16 protein-coding genes and 1 pseudogene are annotated in these 18,537 nt (G+C 63.9%); 3 read left to right on the top strand and 14 right to left on the bottom strand.

Annotated elements, in window-relative coordinates; all coding sequences use genetic code 11:
* Positions 1-31: 31 nt before the first annotated feature.
* From glmM to VITFI_RS09010, 4 genes are all read right to left on the bottom strand, one after another.
* Complete coding sequence (gene glmM / locus VITFI_RS09025; RefSeq protein WP_089418060.1) at positions 32-1,387, bottom strand: phosphoglucosamine mutase; 1,356 nt, start codon at positions 1,385-1,387, stop codon at positions 32-34.
* Positions 1,388-1,412: 25 nt separating this feature from the next.
* A complete protein-coding gene (gene folP / locus VITFI_RS09020) occupies positions 1,413-2,261 on the bottom strand; it encodes a dihydropteroate synthase (protein ID WP_089416669.1) in 849 nt (282 codons plus the stop codon).
* A gap of 84 nt (positions 2,262-2,345) precedes the next feature.
* Positions 2,346-4,250: an ATP-dependent zinc metalloprotease FtsH gene (ftsH, locus tag VITFI_RS09015; protein ID WP_089416668.1), complete on the bottom strand. Its 1,905-nt coding sequence runs from the start codon at positions 4,248-4,250 to the stop codon at positions 2,346-2,348.
* A 162-nt stretch (positions 4,251-4,412) separates the two neighbouring features.
* A complete protein-coding gene (locus VITFI_RS09010; protein ID WP_089416667.1) occupies positions 4,413-5,093 on the bottom strand; it encodes an RlmE family RNA methyltransferase in 681 nt (226 codons plus the stop codon).
* Positions 5,094-5,113: 20 nt separating this feature from the next.
* Between VITFI_RS09010 and VITFI_RS18435 the strand changes: the two are divergent.
* Positions 5,114-5,380 (top strand): annotated as a pseudogene (locus VITFI_RS18435) (YhbY family RNA-binding protein); the annotation flags it as partial.
* A gap of 224 nt (positions 5,381-5,604) precedes the next feature.
* Here VITFI_RS18435 and VITFI_RS09000 read toward each other — a convergent pair.
* The 5 genes from VITFI_RS09000 to carA form a co-directional block, all read right to left on the bottom strand.
* The gene (locus VITFI_RS09000) at positions 5,605-6,081 is read right to left on the bottom strand and encodes a DUF4149 domain-containing protein (protein WP_198301385.1); all 477 of its coding nucleotides are present in this window, start codon (positions 6,079-6,081) and stop codon (positions 5,605-5,607) included.
* Between the two features lie 5 nt (positions 6,082-6,086).
* On the bottom strand, positions 6,087-6,563 hold the full coding sequence (greA, locus tag VITFI_RS08995) for a transcription elongation factor GreA (RefSeq protein WP_089416665.1): 477 nt from the start codon (positions 6,561-6,563) through the stop codon (positions 6,087-6,089).
* Positions 6,564-6,699: 136 nt separating this feature from the next.
* Entirely contained in the window at positions 6,700-9,966 is a 3,267-nt protein-coding gene (carB, locus tag VITFI_RS08990; protein WP_089416664.1) for a carbamoyl-phosphate synthase large subunit, read from the bottom strand.
* Positions 9,967-10,014: 48 nt separating this feature from the next.
* Entirely contained in the window at positions 10,015-10,659 is a 645-nt protein-coding gene (gene leuE / locus VITFI_RS08985) for a leucine efflux protein LeuE (RefSeq protein WP_089416663.1), read from the bottom strand.
* A 91-nt stretch (positions 10,660-10,750) separates the two neighbouring features.
* Entirely contained in the window at positions 10,751-11,896 is a 1,146-nt protein-coding gene (carA, locus tag VITFI_RS08980; protein WP_408645610.1) for a glutamine-hydrolyzing carbamoyl-phosphate synthase small subunit, read from the bottom strand.
* Between the two features lie 291 nt (positions 11,897-12,187).
* On the opposite strand from carA, the gene VITFI_RS08975 reads away from it, so the two are divergent.
* Positions 12,188-12,505, top strand: a complete 318-nt coding sequence (locus tag VITFI_RS08975) for an XRE family transcriptional regulator (RefSeq protein ID WP_089416661.1) — start codon at positions 12,188-12,190, stop codon at positions 12,503-12,505.
* Positions 12,506-12,580: 75 nt separating this feature from the next.
* Here the strand turns inward: VITFI_RS08975 and VITFI_RS08970 are convergent, their stop codons facing one another.
* Together VITFI_RS08970 and VITFI_RS08965 are read right to left on the bottom strand one after the other, a co-directional pair.
* Entirely contained in the window at positions 12,581-13,048 is a 468-nt protein-coding gene (locus VITFI_RS08970; RefSeq protein ID WP_157725625.1) for an Lcl C-terminal domain-containing protein, read from the bottom strand.
* Between the two features lie 353 nt (positions 13,049-13,401).
* The gene (locus VITFI_RS08965; protein WP_157725624.1) at positions 13,402-14,499 is read right to left on the bottom strand and encodes an Lcl C-terminal domain-containing protein; all 1,098 of its coding nucleotides are present in this window, start codon (positions 14,497-14,499) and stop codon (positions 13,402-13,404) included.
* Positions 14,500-14,766: 267 nt separating this feature from the next.
* Between VITFI_RS08965 and VITFI_RS08960 the strand changes: the two genes are divergently transcribed.
* Positions 14,767-15,459 carry a Bax inhibitor-1/YccA family protein gene (locus tag VITFI_RS08960; RefSeq protein WP_089416658.1) on the top strand — a complete coding sequence of 231 codons (693 nt, stop codon included), beginning with the start codon at positions 14,767-14,769 and terminating at the stop codon, positions 15,457-15,459.
* A gap of 67 nt (positions 15,460-15,526) precedes the next feature.
* On the opposite strand, the gene rlmD is transcribed toward VITFI_RS08960, so the two are convergent.
* The 3 genes from rlmD to VITFI_RS08945 form a co-directional block, all read right to left on the bottom strand.
* Positions 15,527-16,873 carry a 23S rRNA (uracil(1939)-C(5))-methyltransferase RlmD gene (gene rlmD, locus VITFI_RS08955; RefSeq protein WP_089416657.1) on the bottom strand — a complete coding sequence of 449 codons (1,347 nt, stop codon included), beginning with the start codon at positions 16,871-16,873 and terminating at the stop codon, positions 15,527-15,529.
* Positions 16,874-16,910: 37 nt separating this feature from the next.
* Positions 16,911-17,732, bottom strand: coding sequence for a peptidoglycan DD-metalloendopeptidase family protein (locus VITFI_RS08950; protein ID WP_232476539.1), 822 nt, complete (start codon positions 17,730-17,732; stop codon positions 16,911-16,913).
* Positions 17,733-17,815: 83 nt separating this feature from the next.
* Positions 17,816-18,532, bottom strand: a complete 717-nt coding sequence (locus tag VITFI_RS08945) for a protein-L-isoaspartate O-methyltransferase family protein (RefSeq protein ID WP_232476533.1) — start codon at positions 18,530-18,532, stop codon at positions 17,816-17,818.
* Positions 18,533-18,537: the final 5 nt, after the last annotated feature.

Below are 18,537 nucleotides of genomic sequence, written 5' to 3'. Positions count from 1 at the left end.
GTTTAGCCGGTTGTCACACTGTCAAAAAGCGTCAAGCGGTTGTCACATGGCGCACCGCTGCCACCAACCGTTCAGCTTGGCTGCGGGCCAGTGCCGTGTCTTGCGCTTCGACCATGACGCGCAACACCGGCTCGGTGCCCGATGCGCGGATCAACACCCGCCCCCGCTGCCCCAACTCCGCCGTGACGTGCTCAACTTCTTGCACCAGGGCCGGAAACTGCGTCCACACCTGCCCGACGCGCCACGGCACGTTGATCATGGTTTGCGGGAACAGCGTCACCCCCGCCAGCAGCCCTTCGCCCATGGGCTGACCACTGCGCTGCACCGCCTGCAACACTTGCAACGCGCTGATGATGCCGTCGCCCGTGCTGTGCTGATCGAGCACCAACAGGTGGCCCGAACTTTCGCCCCCCAGCAGCCAGCCGTGGCGGCCCAGGTCTTCGAGCACATAACGGTCGCCCACCTTGGCGCGCACCAAGTCCACCCCCCGGCGTTGCAGTGCGACTTGGATCGCCATGTTCGTCATGAGCGTGCCGACCACACCAGGCACCCGCTCGCCGTGGTTCAGGCGATCCACCGCCAGCAGGTACAACAATTCGTCGCCATTGAACAGCCGGCCTGTGCCATCGACCAATTGCAGCCGATCCGCGTCGCCATCCAACGCGATGCCGAAATCGGCGCCGTGCTCTTGGACAGCCGCCACCAACGCAGCCGGCGAAGTCGCCCCGACCCCATCGTTGATGTTGGTGCCGTTGGGCGCACAACCGATGGCCACCACCTCCGCGCCCAGCTCATGGAACACCGCCGGCGCAACTTGGTAGGCAGCCCCGTGCGCTGCATCGATCACCAGCTTCAGCCCCTTCAGGCTCATTTCACCGCTGACGGTGCTCTTGCAAAACTCGATGTAACGGCCTTGGGCGTCGTTCAATCGACGAGCGCGGCCCAGGCGCATCGAATCGACCCACACCGGTTCTTGCGCCAGGGCGGCTTCGACTTCCAGCTCCCACGCATCGGGCAGCTTTTGGCCCCGGGCGGAGAAAAACTTGATGCCGTTGTCCGGATAAGCGTTGTGCGATGCACTGATGACCACGCCCAAATCCAAGCGCAGCGCACGCGTCAGGTAGGCCACGCCGGGCGTGGGCAGCGGGCCGGTGAGCAGCACGTTCACACCCGCAGACGCAAAACCCGCTTCGAGCGCACTTTCCAGCATGTAGCCCGAAATGCGGGTGTCTTTGCCAATGAGCACCGTGGGCGCCCGGCCACCTTGGGCTTGTTGTTGCAGCACACGGCCCACCGCATGGCCCAAGCGCAGCGCGAAGTCTGCCGTGATGGGCGATTGACCCACGGTGCCACGAATGCCATCGGTGCCGAAATACTTGCGCGTCATGTCTGAAATGCTTTCGAATGAAAAGTCAGGGTTGCACATCATCCAGCCCGGCGGCTTGCCAGACTTTGAGCGCATCCACTGTCGCTGCCACATCGTGAACCCGCACGATGCGTGCGCCCAAGGCCACCGACGCCAACGCCGCCGACACGCTGGCCACCAGCCGCTCGCCCACAGGCCGCCCGGTGATCTGACCCAGCGTGCCTTTGCGTGACCAGCCGACCAGCAGCGGACGCCCCAACGCAAGCAATTCACGTTGCGCCCGCCACAGCGCCAAATTGTGGGCTTGGCTCTTGCCGAAACCATACCCAGGATCGAGGGTGATGCACGCGGGCGCGACGCCCGCTGCGGTCACGGCGGCCAAGCGGTCGGCCAAAAAAGCCCGCACCTCGCCGACCACACCGCCGTTCGCCTCCTCGTAACATGGATTGGCCTGCATGGTGGCGGGTTGGCCTTGCATGTGCATCAAACACACCCCGACACCGGGGAAGGCTTGCACCGCCGCCAGCGCACCCGGCCACGTCAAAGCGCGCACGTCGTTGACGATGTCGGCGCCAGCCTCCAGCACGGCGCGGATGACTTCGGGGCGGCTGGTGTCCACCGACACCGGCACACCCCAACGCACCGCTTGGCGCACCACCGGCAGGACGCGGCACAGCTCCTCCTCCACCGAGGGCATCTGCGACCCTGGGCGGGTGGACTCGCCCCCGATGTCGAGAATGTCCGCACCTTCGGCACACAAGCGCTCGGCGTGGGCGATGGCGGCGGCTGTGTCACGCCCGCCATCTGAGAACGAATCGGGCGTGGTGTTGACGATGCCCATCACCAGCGGACGGGCACGCAAATCCAATGCAAAACGGGCGGTTTGCCACAACATGGCGATCCCCAAAAACGAACGGGGCGCGGGGCCCCGTTGGTGATGATGCGGCGCTGCATGCGCCGCGCTCGGCTCAGGCGACGATCACACCGCCGCTGCCGTGCCGCCCGTGCTCACCGGGGGCACTGCGCCGCCGCCGGTCTTGTTGGCCGAAGGCGTCCAATCCTTGGGCGGACGCGGTGGCTTACCAGACATGATGTCGTCCAACTGATCACCGTCGATGGTTTCCCAATCGAGCAGCGCTTTGGCCATGGCGTGCATCTTGTCTTGGTTGTCTTCGATGAGCTTGCGGGCCACGGCGTATTGCTCGTCGATGATGCGGCGGATCACCGAATCGACCTTGCGCATGGTTTCTTCCGACATGCTGGTGGTCTTGGTCACCGAACGGCCCAGGAACACTTCACCCTCGTTCTCCGCGTAGACCATGGGCCCGAGTTCGTCGGTCATGCCGTAGCGCGTCACCATGTCGCGGGCGATGTGGGTGGCTCGCTCGAAGTCATTGCTGGCGCCGGTGGTCATTTGGTTCATGAACACCTCTTCGGCAATGCGCCCCCCGAACAGCATGCTGATTTGGTTCAGCATGTAGTCCCGGTCGTAGCTGTACCGATCCCGCTCGGGCAAACTCATGGTCACGCCCAGAGCGCGGCCACGCGGGATGATGGTGACTTTATGCACCGGGTCACACTTGGGCAGCAGGCGGCCAATGAGGGCATGGCCTGCTTCGTGGTAAGCCGTGTTGCGACGCTCGTCCTCGGGCATGACCATGGACTTGCGCTCCGGGCCCATGATGATCTTGTCCTTGGCGCGCTCAAAGTCCACCATTTCCACCACGCGGCCATTGCGGCGCGCAGCGAACAACGCGGCTTCGTTCACCAAGTTGGCCAGATCGGCGCCCGAGAAGCCCGGCGTGCCACGTGCCAAGATGTCGGCGCGGATGTCTTGACCCACCGGCACTTTGCGCATGTGGACGTTGAGGATTTGCTCGCGGCCCCGCACATCGGGCAGCGTCACATACACCTGGCGGTCGAAACGACCGGGGCGCAGCAAGGCCGGATCGAGGATGTCCGGGCGGTTGGTGGCCGCCATGACGATCACACCAAGGTTGGTCTCGAAGCCGTCCATCTCCACCAGCATCTGGTTGAGGGTTTGTTCGCGCTCGTCGTTGCCGCCGCCCAGGCCGGCGCCACGGTGACGGCCCACGGCGTCGATTTCATCCACAAAGATGATGCACGGGGCGCTCTTCTTGGCTTGTTCGAACATGTCGCGCACGCGGGCCGCGCCCACGCCGACGAACATTTCCACGAAATCCGAGCCCGAAATGCTGAAGAACGGCACCTTGGCTTCACCGGCAATGGCCTTGGCCAGCAGCGTCTTACCCGTTCCCGGCGGGCCGACCAGCAGCACGCCACGCGGAATGCGCCCGCCCAGCTTCTGGAACTTTTGCGGATCCTTCAGGAAGTCCACCAGCTCTTTGACTTCTTCCTTGGCTTCGTCGCAGCCGGCCACGTCGGCGAACGTGGTCGAGTTGTTCGCCTCGTCCAACATGCGGGCCTTGCTCTTGGCGAAACTGAAAGCCCCGCCCTTGCCGCCGCCTTGCATCTGGCGCATGAAGTACACCCAGACGCCAATCAGCAGAATCATCGGGCCCCAGGACATCAGCAAGCTCGTCAGCAGCGACGGCTCCTCACGCGGACGCACATCAAATTTGACGCCGTTGCTGATCAAATCGCCCGACAGGCCACGATCCAAAAACGTGCCCGTGGTACGGATGCGGCGCCCTTCCGTGGTCTCGGCGCTGATCTCCACGCTGCCCATGCCTTCTTGGATGGTCACGCTCTTGATGCGCTTGTTGCGCACTTCCTCCAGAAAATCGGAGTACCCGATCTGGTTGCCCGGTGTGGCCACCCGGTCAAACTGCTTGAAGACGGTGAAAAGCACCAAGGCAATCACCAGCCAGACGCCGACTTTCGAAATCCACTGGTTGTTCACCGCGGCTCCTTCTATGGTTCACTTGCTGCGATGGCGTCGCCGACCGGCCGACGAAACGCCACCTGTTGGGGCAGATGGGGTCGATTCTAGAAGAGTCAACCCCTCAGCTTGGGCCCGTTTCAAGCAGCCCAACTCATGATCGGGTCTTGCACGGGCCGCGCATCATGCGCCGGTTTTTTTCAGACCGATGCCCACCAAAAAGGTTTCGGCGGATTTGTCCCGCGAGGATTTGGGCTTGTGGGCCTTGACCACCCGGAAGTGTTGCCGAAACAGCGCCTGCAACGGATCGTAGGCCGCACCATGAAACACTTTCGCCACCAAAGCGCCTTGGGGGCGCAGGTGTCGGATGGAAAAATCCACCGCCAGTTCAACCAAATGCACGATGCGCGCTGCGTCCGTGCTCGGAATGCCGGAGAGGTTGGGCGCCATGTCCGACACCACCACGTCCACCGGGCGACCGGCCAACGCGGTTTCCAGCTCGTTCAACGGCCCATCTTCCCGAAAATCGCCCTGAATGAATTGCACACCGTCGATGGCTTCCATCGGCAGAATGTCCAGCGCGATCAGCGTACCGTCCAGTTCCCCGGTGGCGGCGCCGCCGGCGCCAGCCACCTTGGGCGCAAAACGGCGGCGCAGGTACTGGCTCCACGCCCCCGGCGCCGACCCCAGATCCACCACCACTTGGCCGGGGCGGATGAGCTGGAAAGCTTCGTCAAGCTCCTTGAGTTTGTAGGCCGCCCGGGCACGAAAGCCCTCTTTTTGCGCCAGGCGCACATAGGGGTCGTTGACGTGATCGTTCAACCACGCTTTGTTGACCTTCTTGCTTTTGGTGTTGATTTTCATCGTGAAGGGATAATACGAGGATGCCTGCCATTCAATTGACACCCGTCGAGCGCAAAGCCAAGCGCAGCGACGCACACCATCTCAGCCCCGTCGTCATGATCGGCGCCGAGGGCCTGACCCCCGCCATCGTCAAAGAAACCGACGCCGCGCTCAACGCCCACGGCCTCATCAAAGTGCGCGTGTTCTCGGACGACCGAACCGCCCGCGAAGACATGCTCAACGCCCTGGCCGACCAGCTCAACGCCGCACCCGTCCAGCACATCGGCAAGCTGCTGGTGCTGTGGCGCCCGCTGCCTGCCAAGGAAAAAACCCCAGAAGAAAGCCGCATGGCCGCACCGCGTGTGGTCAAGGTGGTGAAGTACGCCAAGAACGGCACGGGCCGCCCCAACATCGCCAAAGTGACGGTGTTTGGCAACCAGCGCCTGACCGCTGGCGGCATGGTCAAACGCGCCAAGACCTTCAAGGTCAGCGCCAAAAAACGCGCCCAGAACGCCTGAGCGCCCGTCCGCCCTCATGCCGGGCGGCTGGCCCGCCAGGTCAGCACCAGCGTCAAGGCGATCTTGACGCCGAACAGCCCGAAACTGAGGGCGTGCAACTGGCCAAAACTCAGCGGTGTGGCCAGCCCAGCTTTGGCTTGGGCGATCATCGGCTGCACCGCGTAGTAGCCCGCTACGGTGCAAAACACCGTGCCCAGCACCAGCAACATCTCGGCGCTCCAGCGCGGCACCGTGCGCTCGTGCTCCGCCGACCACGCCGCTGCTCGCCACCGCTCCAACAGCAGCAGCGCCACGGCCAGCACCAAACTCAGCGACGCCTCGCGCGCAAACACATGGCCGACGACTTTGCCCGCCTCCGCCACCGGCAGCGTGGCAAACGGTGCCGGCGTGGCCAGCCCCATGACGCACAGCAACATCCCGGCCCACAGCCCCGGCAACACACGCCGCAGCCGTTCCAGCCCAGCGTGGCGACGGCTCACCTGTGCCGTCATGGTGCTTATTTGTATTGAACGTTGATGATTTCGTAGCCGCGTTCGCCGCCCGGCGCCCGCACCACGGCCACATCACCCACTTCTTTGCCGATCAAGGCACGGGCGATGGGCGAGCTGATCGACACCAGCCCCAGCTTCAAATCGGCCTCGTCATCCCCCACGATTTGGTAGGTGACGCGCTTGCCACTGTCTTCGTCTTCCAGCTCGACGGTGGCACCAAACACCACGCGACCGCCCGCATCCAACTCCGCCGGATTGATGATTTTGGCGGCGGCCAGCTTGCCTTCGATTTCGAGGATGCGACCTTCGATGAAGCCTTGTTTGTCTTTGGCGGCTTCGTATTCGGCGTTTTCCGACAGGTCACCCTGGGCACGGGCTTCGGCGATGGCCTCGATCACGGCGTGGCGTTCAACGGTCTTCAAGCGATGCAGCTCTTCCTTGAGCTTTTCGGCACCGCGCTTGGTCAATGGGATGGTGCTCATGTCGGGTCGTTTGGATGGGCAGAAAAATGAAAACGCGCCAAGGGGCGCGTTTGGGGCAACCGTGACGGCAAGACGCCCCGGCCGTGACCGACCGGGGCGTGCGTCAAAGCGCGCAGTTTAAAGCAGCTTGCGGGCTTCAGGCCAGCGCAGCGTGCATCTCCTGCACCGAGATGACTTCGAGGCCATCTTGGTGCTTCAACGCCTCGGTGGCGGCTTCGCAACCGGCCATCGTGGTGTAGTAGGTGACGCGGTTGGCCAGCGCAGCGGTGCGGATGTAACGCGAATCGGCGATGGCGGTGCGGGTTTCGTCCACCGTGGTGAAGACGAGTTGGATTTCACCAGCCTTGATCAAGTCGGCGATGTTGGGGCGCCCTTCCTTAATCTTATGGATGGTGCGCACTGGCACGCCCGCCGCAGCGATGGCCGCCGCCGTGCCTTTGGTGGCGATGATGCCAAAGCCCAGCGCATGCAAATCCTGGGCGATGGCCGCTGCGCGAGCGTGCTCGTTGCCCTTGACCGACAGCACCACATTGCCCTTGCGCGGCAGACGCGAACCGGCGCCCAACTGGCTCTTGAGCATGGCTTCGGCGAAGGTGCGGCCCACGCCCATCACTTCACCGGTGGAGCGCATTTCAGGGCCGAGGATCGGATCCACGCCGGGGAACTTGTTGAAGGGGAACACCGCTTCCTTGACGCAGTAGTACGGCGGCACCACTTCGACCGGCGGCTTGCCGCCGAGGCCCTTTTGGTCAACCAGCTTTTGGCCGGCCATGCAGCGCGCAGCGATCTTGGCCAGTTGCTGGCCGGTGGCCTTGGACACGTACGGCACCGTGCGCGAAGCACGCGGGTTCACCTCCAGCACGTACACCGTCCAAGCGTCGGCACCGGCGGCCACGTCACCTTGCACGGCGAACTGCACGTTCATGAGGCCGACCACCTTCAGCGCCTTGGCCATCAAGGCGGTTTGGCGGCGCAGCTCGTCTTGCAACTCAGCCGACAGCGTGTAAGGCGGCAGCGAGCAAGCCGAGTCGCCTGAGTGGACGCCCGCTTGTTCGATGTGCTCCATGATGCCGCCGATCATCACATCGGTGCCATCGCTGATGCAGTCCACGTCCACTTCGACGGCGTCGTCGAGGAAGCGATCCAGCAGCACGGGCGACTTGTCAGAGACACGCACGGCTTCGCGCATGTAGCGTTCCAAGTCCTTGTCGCCATGGACGATTTCCATCGCCCGGCCACCCAGCACGTAGGACGGACGCACCACCAGCGGGTAGCCAATCTCGTGCGCCATCTGCATCGCCGCGTCTTCGGTACGGGCGGTGCGGTTCGGCGGCTGCTTCAGGCCCAGCGAGTGCAGCAATTGCTGGAAGCGCTCGCGGTCTTCAGCGATGTCGATCGAATCCGGCGTGGTGCCGATGATGGGCACGCCAGCGCGTTCCAGATCCAGGGCCAGCTTGAGCGGCGTTTGGCCGCCGTACTGCACGATCACGCCGACCGGCTGTTCCTTGTCCACGATCTCCAGCACGTCTTCCAGCGTCACCGGCTCGAAGTAGAGGCGATCGGAGGTGTCGTAGTCGGTGGAGACGGTTTCCGGGTTGCAGTTGACCATGATGGTTTCGTAACCATCCTCGCGCATGGCGAGCGCGGCATGCACGCAGCAGTAGTCAAACTCGATGCCCTGGCCGATGCGGTTCGGGCCACCGCCCAGCACCATGATCTTTTTCTTGTCGGTGGGCGCGGCTTCGCATTCCTCGTCGTAGGTCGAATAGAGGTAGGCGGTTTGGGTGGCGAACTCGGCGGCGCAGGTGTCCACACGCTTGTAGACCGGACGCACGTTCAGGGCGTGGCGCTTGGCGCGCACGTCGTGCTGGTTCGTGCCCAGCAGCTTGGCCAAGCGGCGATCCGAGAAGCCCTTGCGCTTCAAGAAATACAGCTCGTCCTTCGAGAGGCTGTCCAGCGTGCGGCCGGCCAAGCTCTTTTCCACGCTGATGAGCTGCTCAATCTGCGCCAGGAACCACGGATCCACCGCCGTTTCTTCGAACACTTCATCCAAGCTCATGCCGACGCGGAAGGCATCGGCCAGGAACAGGATCCGCTCGGGGCCGGGGCTGCCGATCTGCTCGACGATTTCCTCGCGGTCATCGCTGCGTTCGGTCAGGCCGTCGATGCCGGTTTCCAAGCCACGCAACGCCTTTTGGAACGATTCCTGGAAGGTGCGGCCCATGGCCATCACTTCGCCCACGGACTTCATCTGCGTCGTCAGGTGCGGATCGGCTTCGCGGAATTTCTCGAAGGCAAAACGCGGGATCTTGGTGACGACGTAGTCGATCGACGGCTCGAACGACGCCGGGGTGGCGCCGCCAGTGATGTCGTTCTTCAGCTCGTCCAGGGTGTAACCCACGGCCAGCTTGGCCGCGACCTTGGCGATCGGGAACCCCGTGGCCTTGGACGCCAGCGCCGAGGAACGCGACACACGCGGGTTCATCTCGATCACGATCATCCGGCCATTGTTCGGGTTGATCGAGAACTGCACGTTGGAGCCACCAGTGTCCACGCCGATTTCGCGCAGGATGGCGATGGAGGCGTTGCGCAGGAGCTGGTATTCCTTGTCGGTGAGCGTTTGCGCCGGGGCGACGGTGATCGAGTCCCCGGTGTGGATGCCCATCGGATCCAGGTTTTCGATGGAGCAGACGATGATGCAGTTGTCCGCCTTGTCGCGAACCACTTCCATTTCGTACTCTTTCCAACCGATCAGGCTTTCTTCGATCAGCAACTCGTTAGTGGGCGAGAGGTCGATGCCGCGCTTGCAGATCTCCTCGAACTCCTCCGGGTTGTAGGCGATGCCACCACCGGTGCCGCCCAGCGTGAAGCTGGGGCGGATCACCATCGGGAAGCCGGAGCCGCCGATTTCAGCCTGGATGCGCTTTTGCACACCCCACGCTTCTTCCAGCGTGTGCGCGATGCCGGACTTGGCCGAATCCAGGCCAATCTTGGTCATCGCGTCCTTGAACTTCAGGCGGTCTTCGGCCTTTTCGATGGCGTGCTCGTTGGCACCGATCATCTCGACGTTGTACTTGGCCAGCACGCCGTTGCGGTGCAGATCCAGCGCGCAGTTCAGCGCGGTTTGGCCGCCCATGGTGGGCAGCACGGCGTCCGGGCGCTCCTTGGCGATGATTTTTTCCACCACCTGCCAGGTGATCGGCTCGATGTAGGTGACGTCGGCCGTGTCCGGGTCGGTCATGATCGTGGCCGGGTTGGAGTTGACCAGGATGACGCGGTAACCCTCTTCGCGCAGGGCCTTGCAGGCTTGGGCGCCGGAGTAATCGAACTCACAGGCCTGGCCGATGATGATCGGGCCGGCGCCGATGATGAGGATGCTCTTGAGATCTGAACGTTTTGGCATGGCTTGGAAGGTCTTGTTGGCGTTTCAGGCTGGGGCGCGGGCGTGGGCTTAGCCCAGGCTGGCCGTGGCGAGCTTGGCGCCGAATCCGAGGAACAGGGTGCCCACGCTGCCGCTGGTGACGCTGGCGGCACGGCGATGGGCCCGGAAGGCCGCCGCGAGACGCGCACCGGCCAGGATGAGCACCGACAGGTACACGGCGCTGAAGAACTGCACGATGGCCCCGAGCGCGAGGAAGGTCACAGCCGGGTAGGCATACGCCGGATCAACAAACTGCACGAAGAACGACAGGAAAAACAGAATCGCCTTCGGGTTCAGCAGGCTGATGAGCAGAGCGCGGCGGAACGGCTGGCTGAGATCGGCAGCGGGTTCGCTGGTGGATGCAACCACCGTCCCGCGCCACTGTTGCCAGGCCGAGCGCAGCAACTGAATGCCCACCCAGGCGAGGTAAGCCGCCCCCACTGATTTGATGACGAGGAACAGCGCCGGCGCGGCCTTCAGCAGCGAGGCGGCCCCAGCGGCGGTGAGCAGCATCAGGATGGTGTCGCCCAGGAACACGCCGCAGGCGCCAGCGTAGCCGGCGCGCACGCCGCGCCGCCCCGCCACCGACAGCACATACAGCGAATTCGGCCCCGGCAGCAGCACGATGAAGATCACGCCGAGCACGTAGGTTCCGAGGTCGGTGATGCCGAACATGGGGCTTGCTCCTTTTGTGAAACGCCCGGTGTGCGAGGGGCACACCGGGCGCGAGGTCGTCAATGCGGCGGGGCCGGGCGGCGCTGGGCCGTCAGGCGGAGGCTTGTTCCATCAGACCGATGAAACGGTCAAACAGGTAGGCGATGTCGTGCGGGCCGGGCGAGGCTTCCGGGTGGCCCTGGAAGCAGAACGCCGGTTTGTCGGTGCGGGCCAGGCCTTGCAGCGTGCCATCGAACAGGCTCACATGCGTCGGGCGCAGGTTGGCGGGCAGCGACTCGGCATCCACCGCGAAGCCGTGGTTCTGGCTGGTGATCGACACGCGACCGCTGTCCAGATCCTTCACCGGGTGGTTGCCGCCGTGGTGGCCGAACTTCATCTTGAAGGTCTTGGCGCCCGAGGCCAGCGCCATGATCTGATGACCCAGGCAGATGCCGAAGGTCGGCTTGCCGGATTCGATCAGCGTCTGGGCGGCGGCGATAGCGTAGTCGCACGGCTGCGGGTCACCCGGGCCGTTCGAGAGGAACACGCCGTCCGGGTTCAGCGCCAGCACGTCGGCGGCGGGCGTCTTGGCGGGCACCACGGTGACTTTGCAGCCGCGCTCGGCCAACATGCGCAGGATGTTGCGCTTGACGCCAAAGTCGTAGGCCACAACGTGGAAGCGCGGCGCATCCTGCGTGCCGTAGCCGCCGACCAGCTTCCACTCGGTTTGTGTCCACTCGAACGAAGCGGCGGTGGTGACGACTTGGGCCAGATCTTGGCCGGCCATGCTGGGCGCGGCTTGGGCACGGGCGATGGCTTCGGCCTTGTCGGCCTCGGTCACCACATAACCAGCTTCGAAGGTGGCGATGCAGCCGTTTTGGGCGCCGGTGGTGCGCAGCACGCGGGTGAGGCGGCGGGTGTCCAGATCGGCAATGGCCACGGTGCCTTGTTCGCGCAGGTACTCAGACAGCGTCTGGTTCTGGCGGAAGTTGGACACGCGGATGGGCAGATCTTTGATGATGAGGCCAGCGGCATGGACTTTGGACGCCTCGACATCCTCAGCGTTGACGCCGTAGTTGCCGATGTGCGGATACGTGAGGGTCACGATCTGCCGGCAGTAGCTCGGGTCAGTGAGGATTTCTTGGTAGCCGGTGAGCGCGGTGTTGAACACCACTTCACCAACGGTGTGACCGGCTGCGCCGATCGAGGTGCCGAAAAAGACCGTGCCGTCTGCAAGTGCCAGGATCGCGGGGGGCAGGACGGGCAACAAGGGGAACTCCAGAGTTTGCGCGCCCAACCCGTCACCCGGCTGGCGCGATGCGGACTCGGTGCATCGGCTGCGGGCTCGGCGTGGAATTTTCAGAAGCGATATTCGCTGGGCGGCTTTGTTTTGGGGTAAACCCGCTGATTATAGTCAAACCTGACCCAGTCTTACAGTGGGGCTTTCGCGGGTGGCTCTTTCAGCCGCCCCGCTGAGACATCCATCTGCCCCTGGCAGACCAGCTCTACGACGAACACTTGGCGCAACTTGGAAAGGAAGGGCTGACTGATGACTAAAAAGTTTGCACATCTGCGGGCCAGCATGACACCCGAAGCCCAGGCGCAATCTGCCGCCCAAGCTCAGGCCATGCTGGCCGAAATGCCCCTGCAAGAGCTGAGGCAAGCGCGTGGGCTCTCGCAAAAAATGCTGGCGGATGTGCTGCACGTCCAGCACCCCGCGATTGCCAAAATGGAAAAGCGGGCCGACATGTACATCTCCACATTGCGCAGCCACATTGAGGCGATGGGAGGTGAGCTGGAAGTGGTGGCCCGCTTTCCTGACGGTGCGGTGAGGATCAGCAACTTTGCAGATCTGCGCCACGCTTGAGCCCTTTCCCCGCACAGGGCGCATGCCCCAAAGGCGCTACGCGCCCCAAACACTGACGGGCAACCTCACCCCCAACTACCGCACCAACCGGACATGGTAGGTGAGGTCGCGGCTGGCGCCGTTGACGCCGCCGTAGTTGAAGCTGACGTCCCAGGCGCTGACCGGGGAGCCCACCACCGGGGACGACGTCCAGTACCAGTCAGAGGCTGTTGCCGGGAAAGCGGTGGTGTCAATGGCTGGGTTGCTGCGGCCCTTATCGGCCAAACTGGACAGCTCCTTCACCGAGGGCAGGCGCCAGCCCGTCTGCGTTTTGGCGTAGGCCAACGCCTGCTCGTGGGTGTAGGTGGCGGCGCTGCCGGTACAGGTGCTGCCATTCCAGCTTTGGCCCGCGCTGCAACGCTGCCAGGTCAGGCCGGTTTTGGTGTCCGTCACCTCGGTGCCGCTGCTGGCCACGGTGTAGCGGCTTTGCGCCTGGGCGCTGCCGAGCAGGCACAGGCCCGCCAGCAAAGCCCAGCGGGCAGAGGGGGGAAGAAGGTTCATCATGTCAAGCTCCCTATGCATCCAACAAGTTCAAAAAAAACACATTGCCCTGCCACGTAAAGCCCCTCTCCCCTTGCGGGAGAGGGGTTGGGGAGAGGGGGAAACCGTGGCCCGCAGGAAAGCCCGCCGCAAAACTCAACTCCACATGCTGGAGCTGGTGCAGGCGTTGTGGGTGTGGCGCCCCCTCTCCCCCAGCCCCTCTCCCGCAAGGGGAGAGGGGAGCCAAACCGTTGCATCGGCGCACCAGCTCCTCGGTATGCACCAGCAGGCGCCGGCAATCCCGATAAATGGGGGGTAGGGGCAAATTCACACGTTTCTCCAACAAGCCAAACACTGACGGGCAACCTCACCCCCAACTACCGCACCAACCGGACATGGCCGGTGTTGCCGCGGTCGTTGCCGTAGACGTCGCCGTAGCCGAAGTTGACGTACCAGGCGCTGTCCGGGCTGCCCACCACCGGGGACGACGCCCAGTACCCCCCCCAACCCCACGTATCCCCACTAACTGCCGTGTTGGGGAAGTAGGTTTCATCAATCATCGGCTTATCGGTGGTGTAGTCCACCCCGTAATCCACCAACCCTTGCAGTTCATCTACGGTGGGCAAGCGCCAGTCCGTCTTGCCGCACAGGCCAGCAGCATTCACAGCGGCCACATAGCCCACGGTGTTGGTGGCGGCGTCAATCTGCGCCTGGGTGGGCGGTACGTACGCCGAGCCGTTCCAGAACTGCGCCTCGGTGGTGCTGGTGTAGTGGGTGTAGGTTTTGTTCACATCCCGCAAACCGCCATCCGCTGTTTTCACCTCCCACATCAGGCCGGTGATGTTGTCTTTCACACAATCCCAAGTGGTGGCGCTGGCGGGCAACGTGCTGCCATCGGCCGCGATCTTGGTGTAGCTGAAACCCAGCTTGCCATCGGCGTTGCTGGAGCTGGTCACATCCCGGCCCGTCATGCCATCTTGCGCGGGGTTCAGGGCCTTGGCAGCGGCGCTGGTGCAGCTCACCAACGCATCGCTGGCAACGGCGTAACACTGGCTGGCGGTGATGCCGGTGTCGGGCAGTTTGCCGGTGGCGGCAGGGGTGTCGGCACACGTCACCGCCACATCATTCACCGCACGCCCCGCCAGGGTGCCGCTGCCATGGGCCACGGTACACGCTTGGCCACTGGGCTGGGTTTTGATCGCCACGACATACGCCGTGCCCGTGGCCAGCGTGCCACCAAACACGAAACTGCCGTTGGCCGTCAACGTCACGGTGTTGGCGCCATTGAGCTGCACCACCACCGAGCCCCCCGATGCCAACCCAGACAGCGTGCCACCCACACCGTAGCGCGCCTCATCGCTCGAACCCCCATCCCCGCCGCCACAACCGGCCAGACCACCAGCCAAAGCCATCATCACCACGCCCCGGACGGGCCACCCAGGGCGTTGTGCCCCCCTGTTGAGTACCTGCTGCATGTTCATCTCCCAAACACCGGCAAACGGCCAGCACGCCCCCCTCTGGCGTGCCACCCGAGGGAGCAAGGCCCAACTTTACAAGGCAGCAACCGACTCAGCGCCCGTTTCAGGGGACACCCGACGCCCCTTCCGCCACGCCGCTGCGCCCCATCAAAGCAACGAGCGGGAACTAGAATCCCGCCGCTCGATCAGAGCAGCCAATGCCAATCCCGGCAGTTCCAGCGCCCCGGCGCTTGTTTCCACCCCCTCATCTTCTCTGGAGGTTCCATGTACGACAGCCTGCAAACCTATACCGGCAGCGCCGGCACAGGCTCGCTGGCCCAACGCAACCGCGTGCTGCGCAACACTTACTGGCTGCTCGCTGTGTCGATGCTGCCAACGGTGTTGGGGGCCTGGGTTGGCGTTGCGACAGGCATTGCCACCCTCATGAACCCGATGGTGAGCATGATCGTGTTCATGGCCGGCGCCTTCGGCTTCATGTACGCGATTGAGAAGACCAAGGAATCGGCCACCGGTGTCGGCGTGCTGCTGGCCTTCACGTTCTTCATGGGCCTGATGCTGTCGCGCTTGATCGCTGCGATCCTCGGCTTCCAGAACGGCCCTTCGCTCATCATGACCGCCTTCGGTGGCACCGCCCTGGTGTTCGTCGGCATGGCCACGCTGGCCAGCGTCATCAAGCGTGACCTGAGCGGCATGGGCAAGTTCTTGATGGTCGGTGCCTTGATCGTGCTGGTGGCCGGCATCCTCAACGTGTTCATGCAGTCCAGCGCGCTGATGCTGACCTTGTCGGTGCTGTGCATCGGCCTGTTCTCGGCCTTCATGCTCTACGACATCAAGCGCGTCATCGACGGCGGTGAGACCAACTACATCGCCGCCACGCTGGCCATCTATCTGGACATCTACAACGTGTTCCAGAGCCTGCTGTCCCTGCTGGGCATCTTCGGCGGCGAACGCGAATAAGCACCCGCTTCGCAGCAAAAACAAAGGGCTCCCTCGGGAGCCCTTTTTCATGGTGTGCCGCGAGGGGTCAGTCGCGCTCAAACACGGCCATGCTTTCCACATGCGCCGTGTGCGGGAACATGTTCACCACCCCAGCGGTGACGCAGCGATACCCCGCCACATGCACCAGCAAACCAGCGTCACGCGCCAGCGTCGCCGGGTTGCAGCTCACGTAAACGATGCGCTTGGGCGGCGTCCAACCCTCACGCGGCTCGGCTTGGATGTCGCCCAGCGCCTTGCACAGCGCGAAGGCGCCTTCACGCGGTGGATCGACCAGCCACTTGCTGGCCTGGCCATAGGCCACGAGATCATCCGGCCCCAGCTCGAACAGGTTGCGCGCCGCAAACGTGGCATTGGTGCGGCCATTGAATTGGGCGTTTTCGCGTGAACGCGCCACCAGCGCCTCGCTGCCTTCGATGCCCAGCACCTCACGCGCTTGGGTGGCAATCGGCAGGGTGAAGTTGCCCAGGCCGCAGAACCAGTCGATCACCCGCTCATCGGGTTGCGCATCCAGCATGCGCAGCGCCCGGCCCACCAGCACGGTGTTGATGTGGTGGTTCACCTGGGTGAAGTCGGTCGGCTTGAAGGGCATCTTCAGGCCAAACTCGGGCAGGCTGTAGGCCAGTTGCGGGCCGCCTTCGTCCAGCAAATGCACCGTGTCCGGCCCCTTGGGTTGCAGCCACCATTGAACTTGGTGAATGGCCGCGAAGTCCCGCAAGCGCTGCGCATCGGCAGCGGACAGCGGTTCCAAATTGCGCAGCACCAGCGCGGTGATGCCATCGCCGATGGCCAGCTCGATTTGCGGCAAGCGGTCGCGGGCGTCCATGCTGCCGATCAGCTCACGCAGCGGCATGAGCATGGCGCTTACGTGCTCGGGCAGCACTTTGCAGACCTGCATGTCCGCCACGTAGCGCGATTTGCGCTCGTGAAAGCCCACCAGCACTGTTTCCTTGCGCGGCACGTAACGCACCGACAACCGGGCGCGGAAGCGATAACCCCAGGTCGGGCCTTCCACCGGGCGCAACATGCGCTCGGCACGCACTTTGCCGAGGTGTTGCAGGTTGTCCTCCAGCACACGCTGTTTGATCGCCACTTGGGCGGCAGCGTCGAGGTGCTGCATCTTGCAGCCCCCGCAAGCACCGGCATGCAAACCAAAGTGGGGGCAACCCGGGCGCACGCGCTGCGAACTCTCGCGGCGCAGCAGGCGCATCGTCGCCTGCTCCCACTGGTTCTTGCGGCGGCCCACGTCCACCTGCACTTCTTCACCGGGCAAGGCGCCTTCAATGAAAACGACCTTGCCTTCGCTGTTGTGGGCCACGCCCTGGGCTTCCATGTCGAGTGATTCGACCTTGAGCCATTCGTCCTTCTGAGTCATGGGGCGGGATTATCCCGCCAGATGCCCCTCTGCCAAATCAGCGAGCCGGCAGGTACTTCACCGGATCGACAGGCTTGCCATCTTTGCGCACCTCAAAGTGCAGCTTGACACGATCCGCATCGATCGAACCCATCTCGGCGATTTTTTGTCCGCGCTTGACGGCCTGATCCTCTTTGACCAACAGGGCTTGGTTGTGGGCGTAGGCCGTGAGGAATGAGGTCGAGTGCTTGACGATGATGAGGTTGCCGTAGCCACGCAGCCCCGATCCGGCGTACACCACACGCCCATCGGCAGCCGCCATGACGGCATCCCCCGGCTTGCCAGCAATCGACACGCCTTTGCTGCCCCCGTCGCCGTACCCAACGATCACCGTGCCCAAGGCCGGCCAACTCCAGCGGATGCCTTGGGCGTCTGTGAGACTGTCCGCCGGATCGACCGCCATGCCCACCGCAGGGTTGACGATGGCCGACGGGCTGGGCATCACGCTGCCAGTGGCTGAAGTTCCGGCAGCGCCGGTCGTCGGAGGCGTGCCCACGGTGCTCGGGGTGGGTGTCTCGGTGCTGGTGCTGGGACTGCCGCCAGTGGTCCCCGTGGATGTGGCAGGTGCAGTGGCTGTGGCCGTGCCAGGCGGAGTGACTCGCAAGGACTGCCCCACCGCCAAGCGGTTCGGATCGGTCAGGTTGTTCCAGCGGGCCAATTCTTGCCAAGTGCGCCCATACGATTGGGCGATGCGGCTCAAGGTCTCTCCCGGCTGCACCACATGCACTTGCCCAGCGCCCGTGCTGTAGGCATTGCCGCCCGTGCGCGGCACTGTGCCCGTGCCCGCAGTTTCAGGCGTGGAGCACGCGACCAGGCTCAACAAAGCCGCACATGCCAATCCCGTGGAAAGAGTCCGGTGGTGGGTCAACAGGTTCACAGTAGCTCTTCCCCTCTCTCAATGACTTAGGCGGTTCCTGATTTTAGAGGGACGAACTGCACACCCTCGCCCTGCAAGGTCTGCCAACCTTGGGGCGTTCGATCGACGATCAGCAGCACCTGCCCGGCACCATTGGGCGCCTGCACCGGCGCCACCAGCCGGCCCCCAATTCTCAGTTGCTCCAACCATGCCGGAGGGATGCACTCTGCGCTGGCGGCGGCCACGATGCTGTCAAACGGCGCATGCGGCGCCACGCCCGCCGAGCCATCCTGAAACACCAGCACGCAGTCCCCTGCCCCCGGGACACGCCAGCGTCGCAGATGCTCCACCGCCAAATGGTGCAGCGGCTGCAACCGCTCCGCCGACACCACCATCGGCGCCAGCAAACTCAACACCCGTGTTTGATAACCACACCCTGACCCGATCTCCAGCACCCGTCCGAGATGCCCCAGGGTTTGGGCATTGCGTCCCAGCAACAGCCACTCCAACATGCGGGCCACCACCGAAGGCTTGGAAATCGTTTGGCCATACCCGATGGGCAAACTGGTGTCCTCGTACGCCTGATCCCAAAGCGCACTGTTGACAAAGCGATGACGCGGCACCGCCGCCAACGCCCGCAACACCCGCTCATCGCGCACCCCTTGGGCACACAGCCAACGCACCATGCGCAAACGCATGGCCGCCTTGTCATCCCCCAGAGCGTCGCGCACCGACGCCGGTACGTCCACGATGGTTGGAGACACCGAAG

It is taken from the genome of Vitreoscilla filiformis, from assembly GCF_002222655.1.
In the GTDB taxonomy this organism is placed as follows: domain Bacteria; phylum Pseudomonadota; class Gammaproteobacteria; order Burkholderiales; family Burkholderiaceae_C; genus Ideonella; species Ideonella filiformis.
The sequence above is the reverse complement of the archived record's forward strand: the minus strand, read 5'-3'. Positions and strand labels throughout refer to the sequence as shown.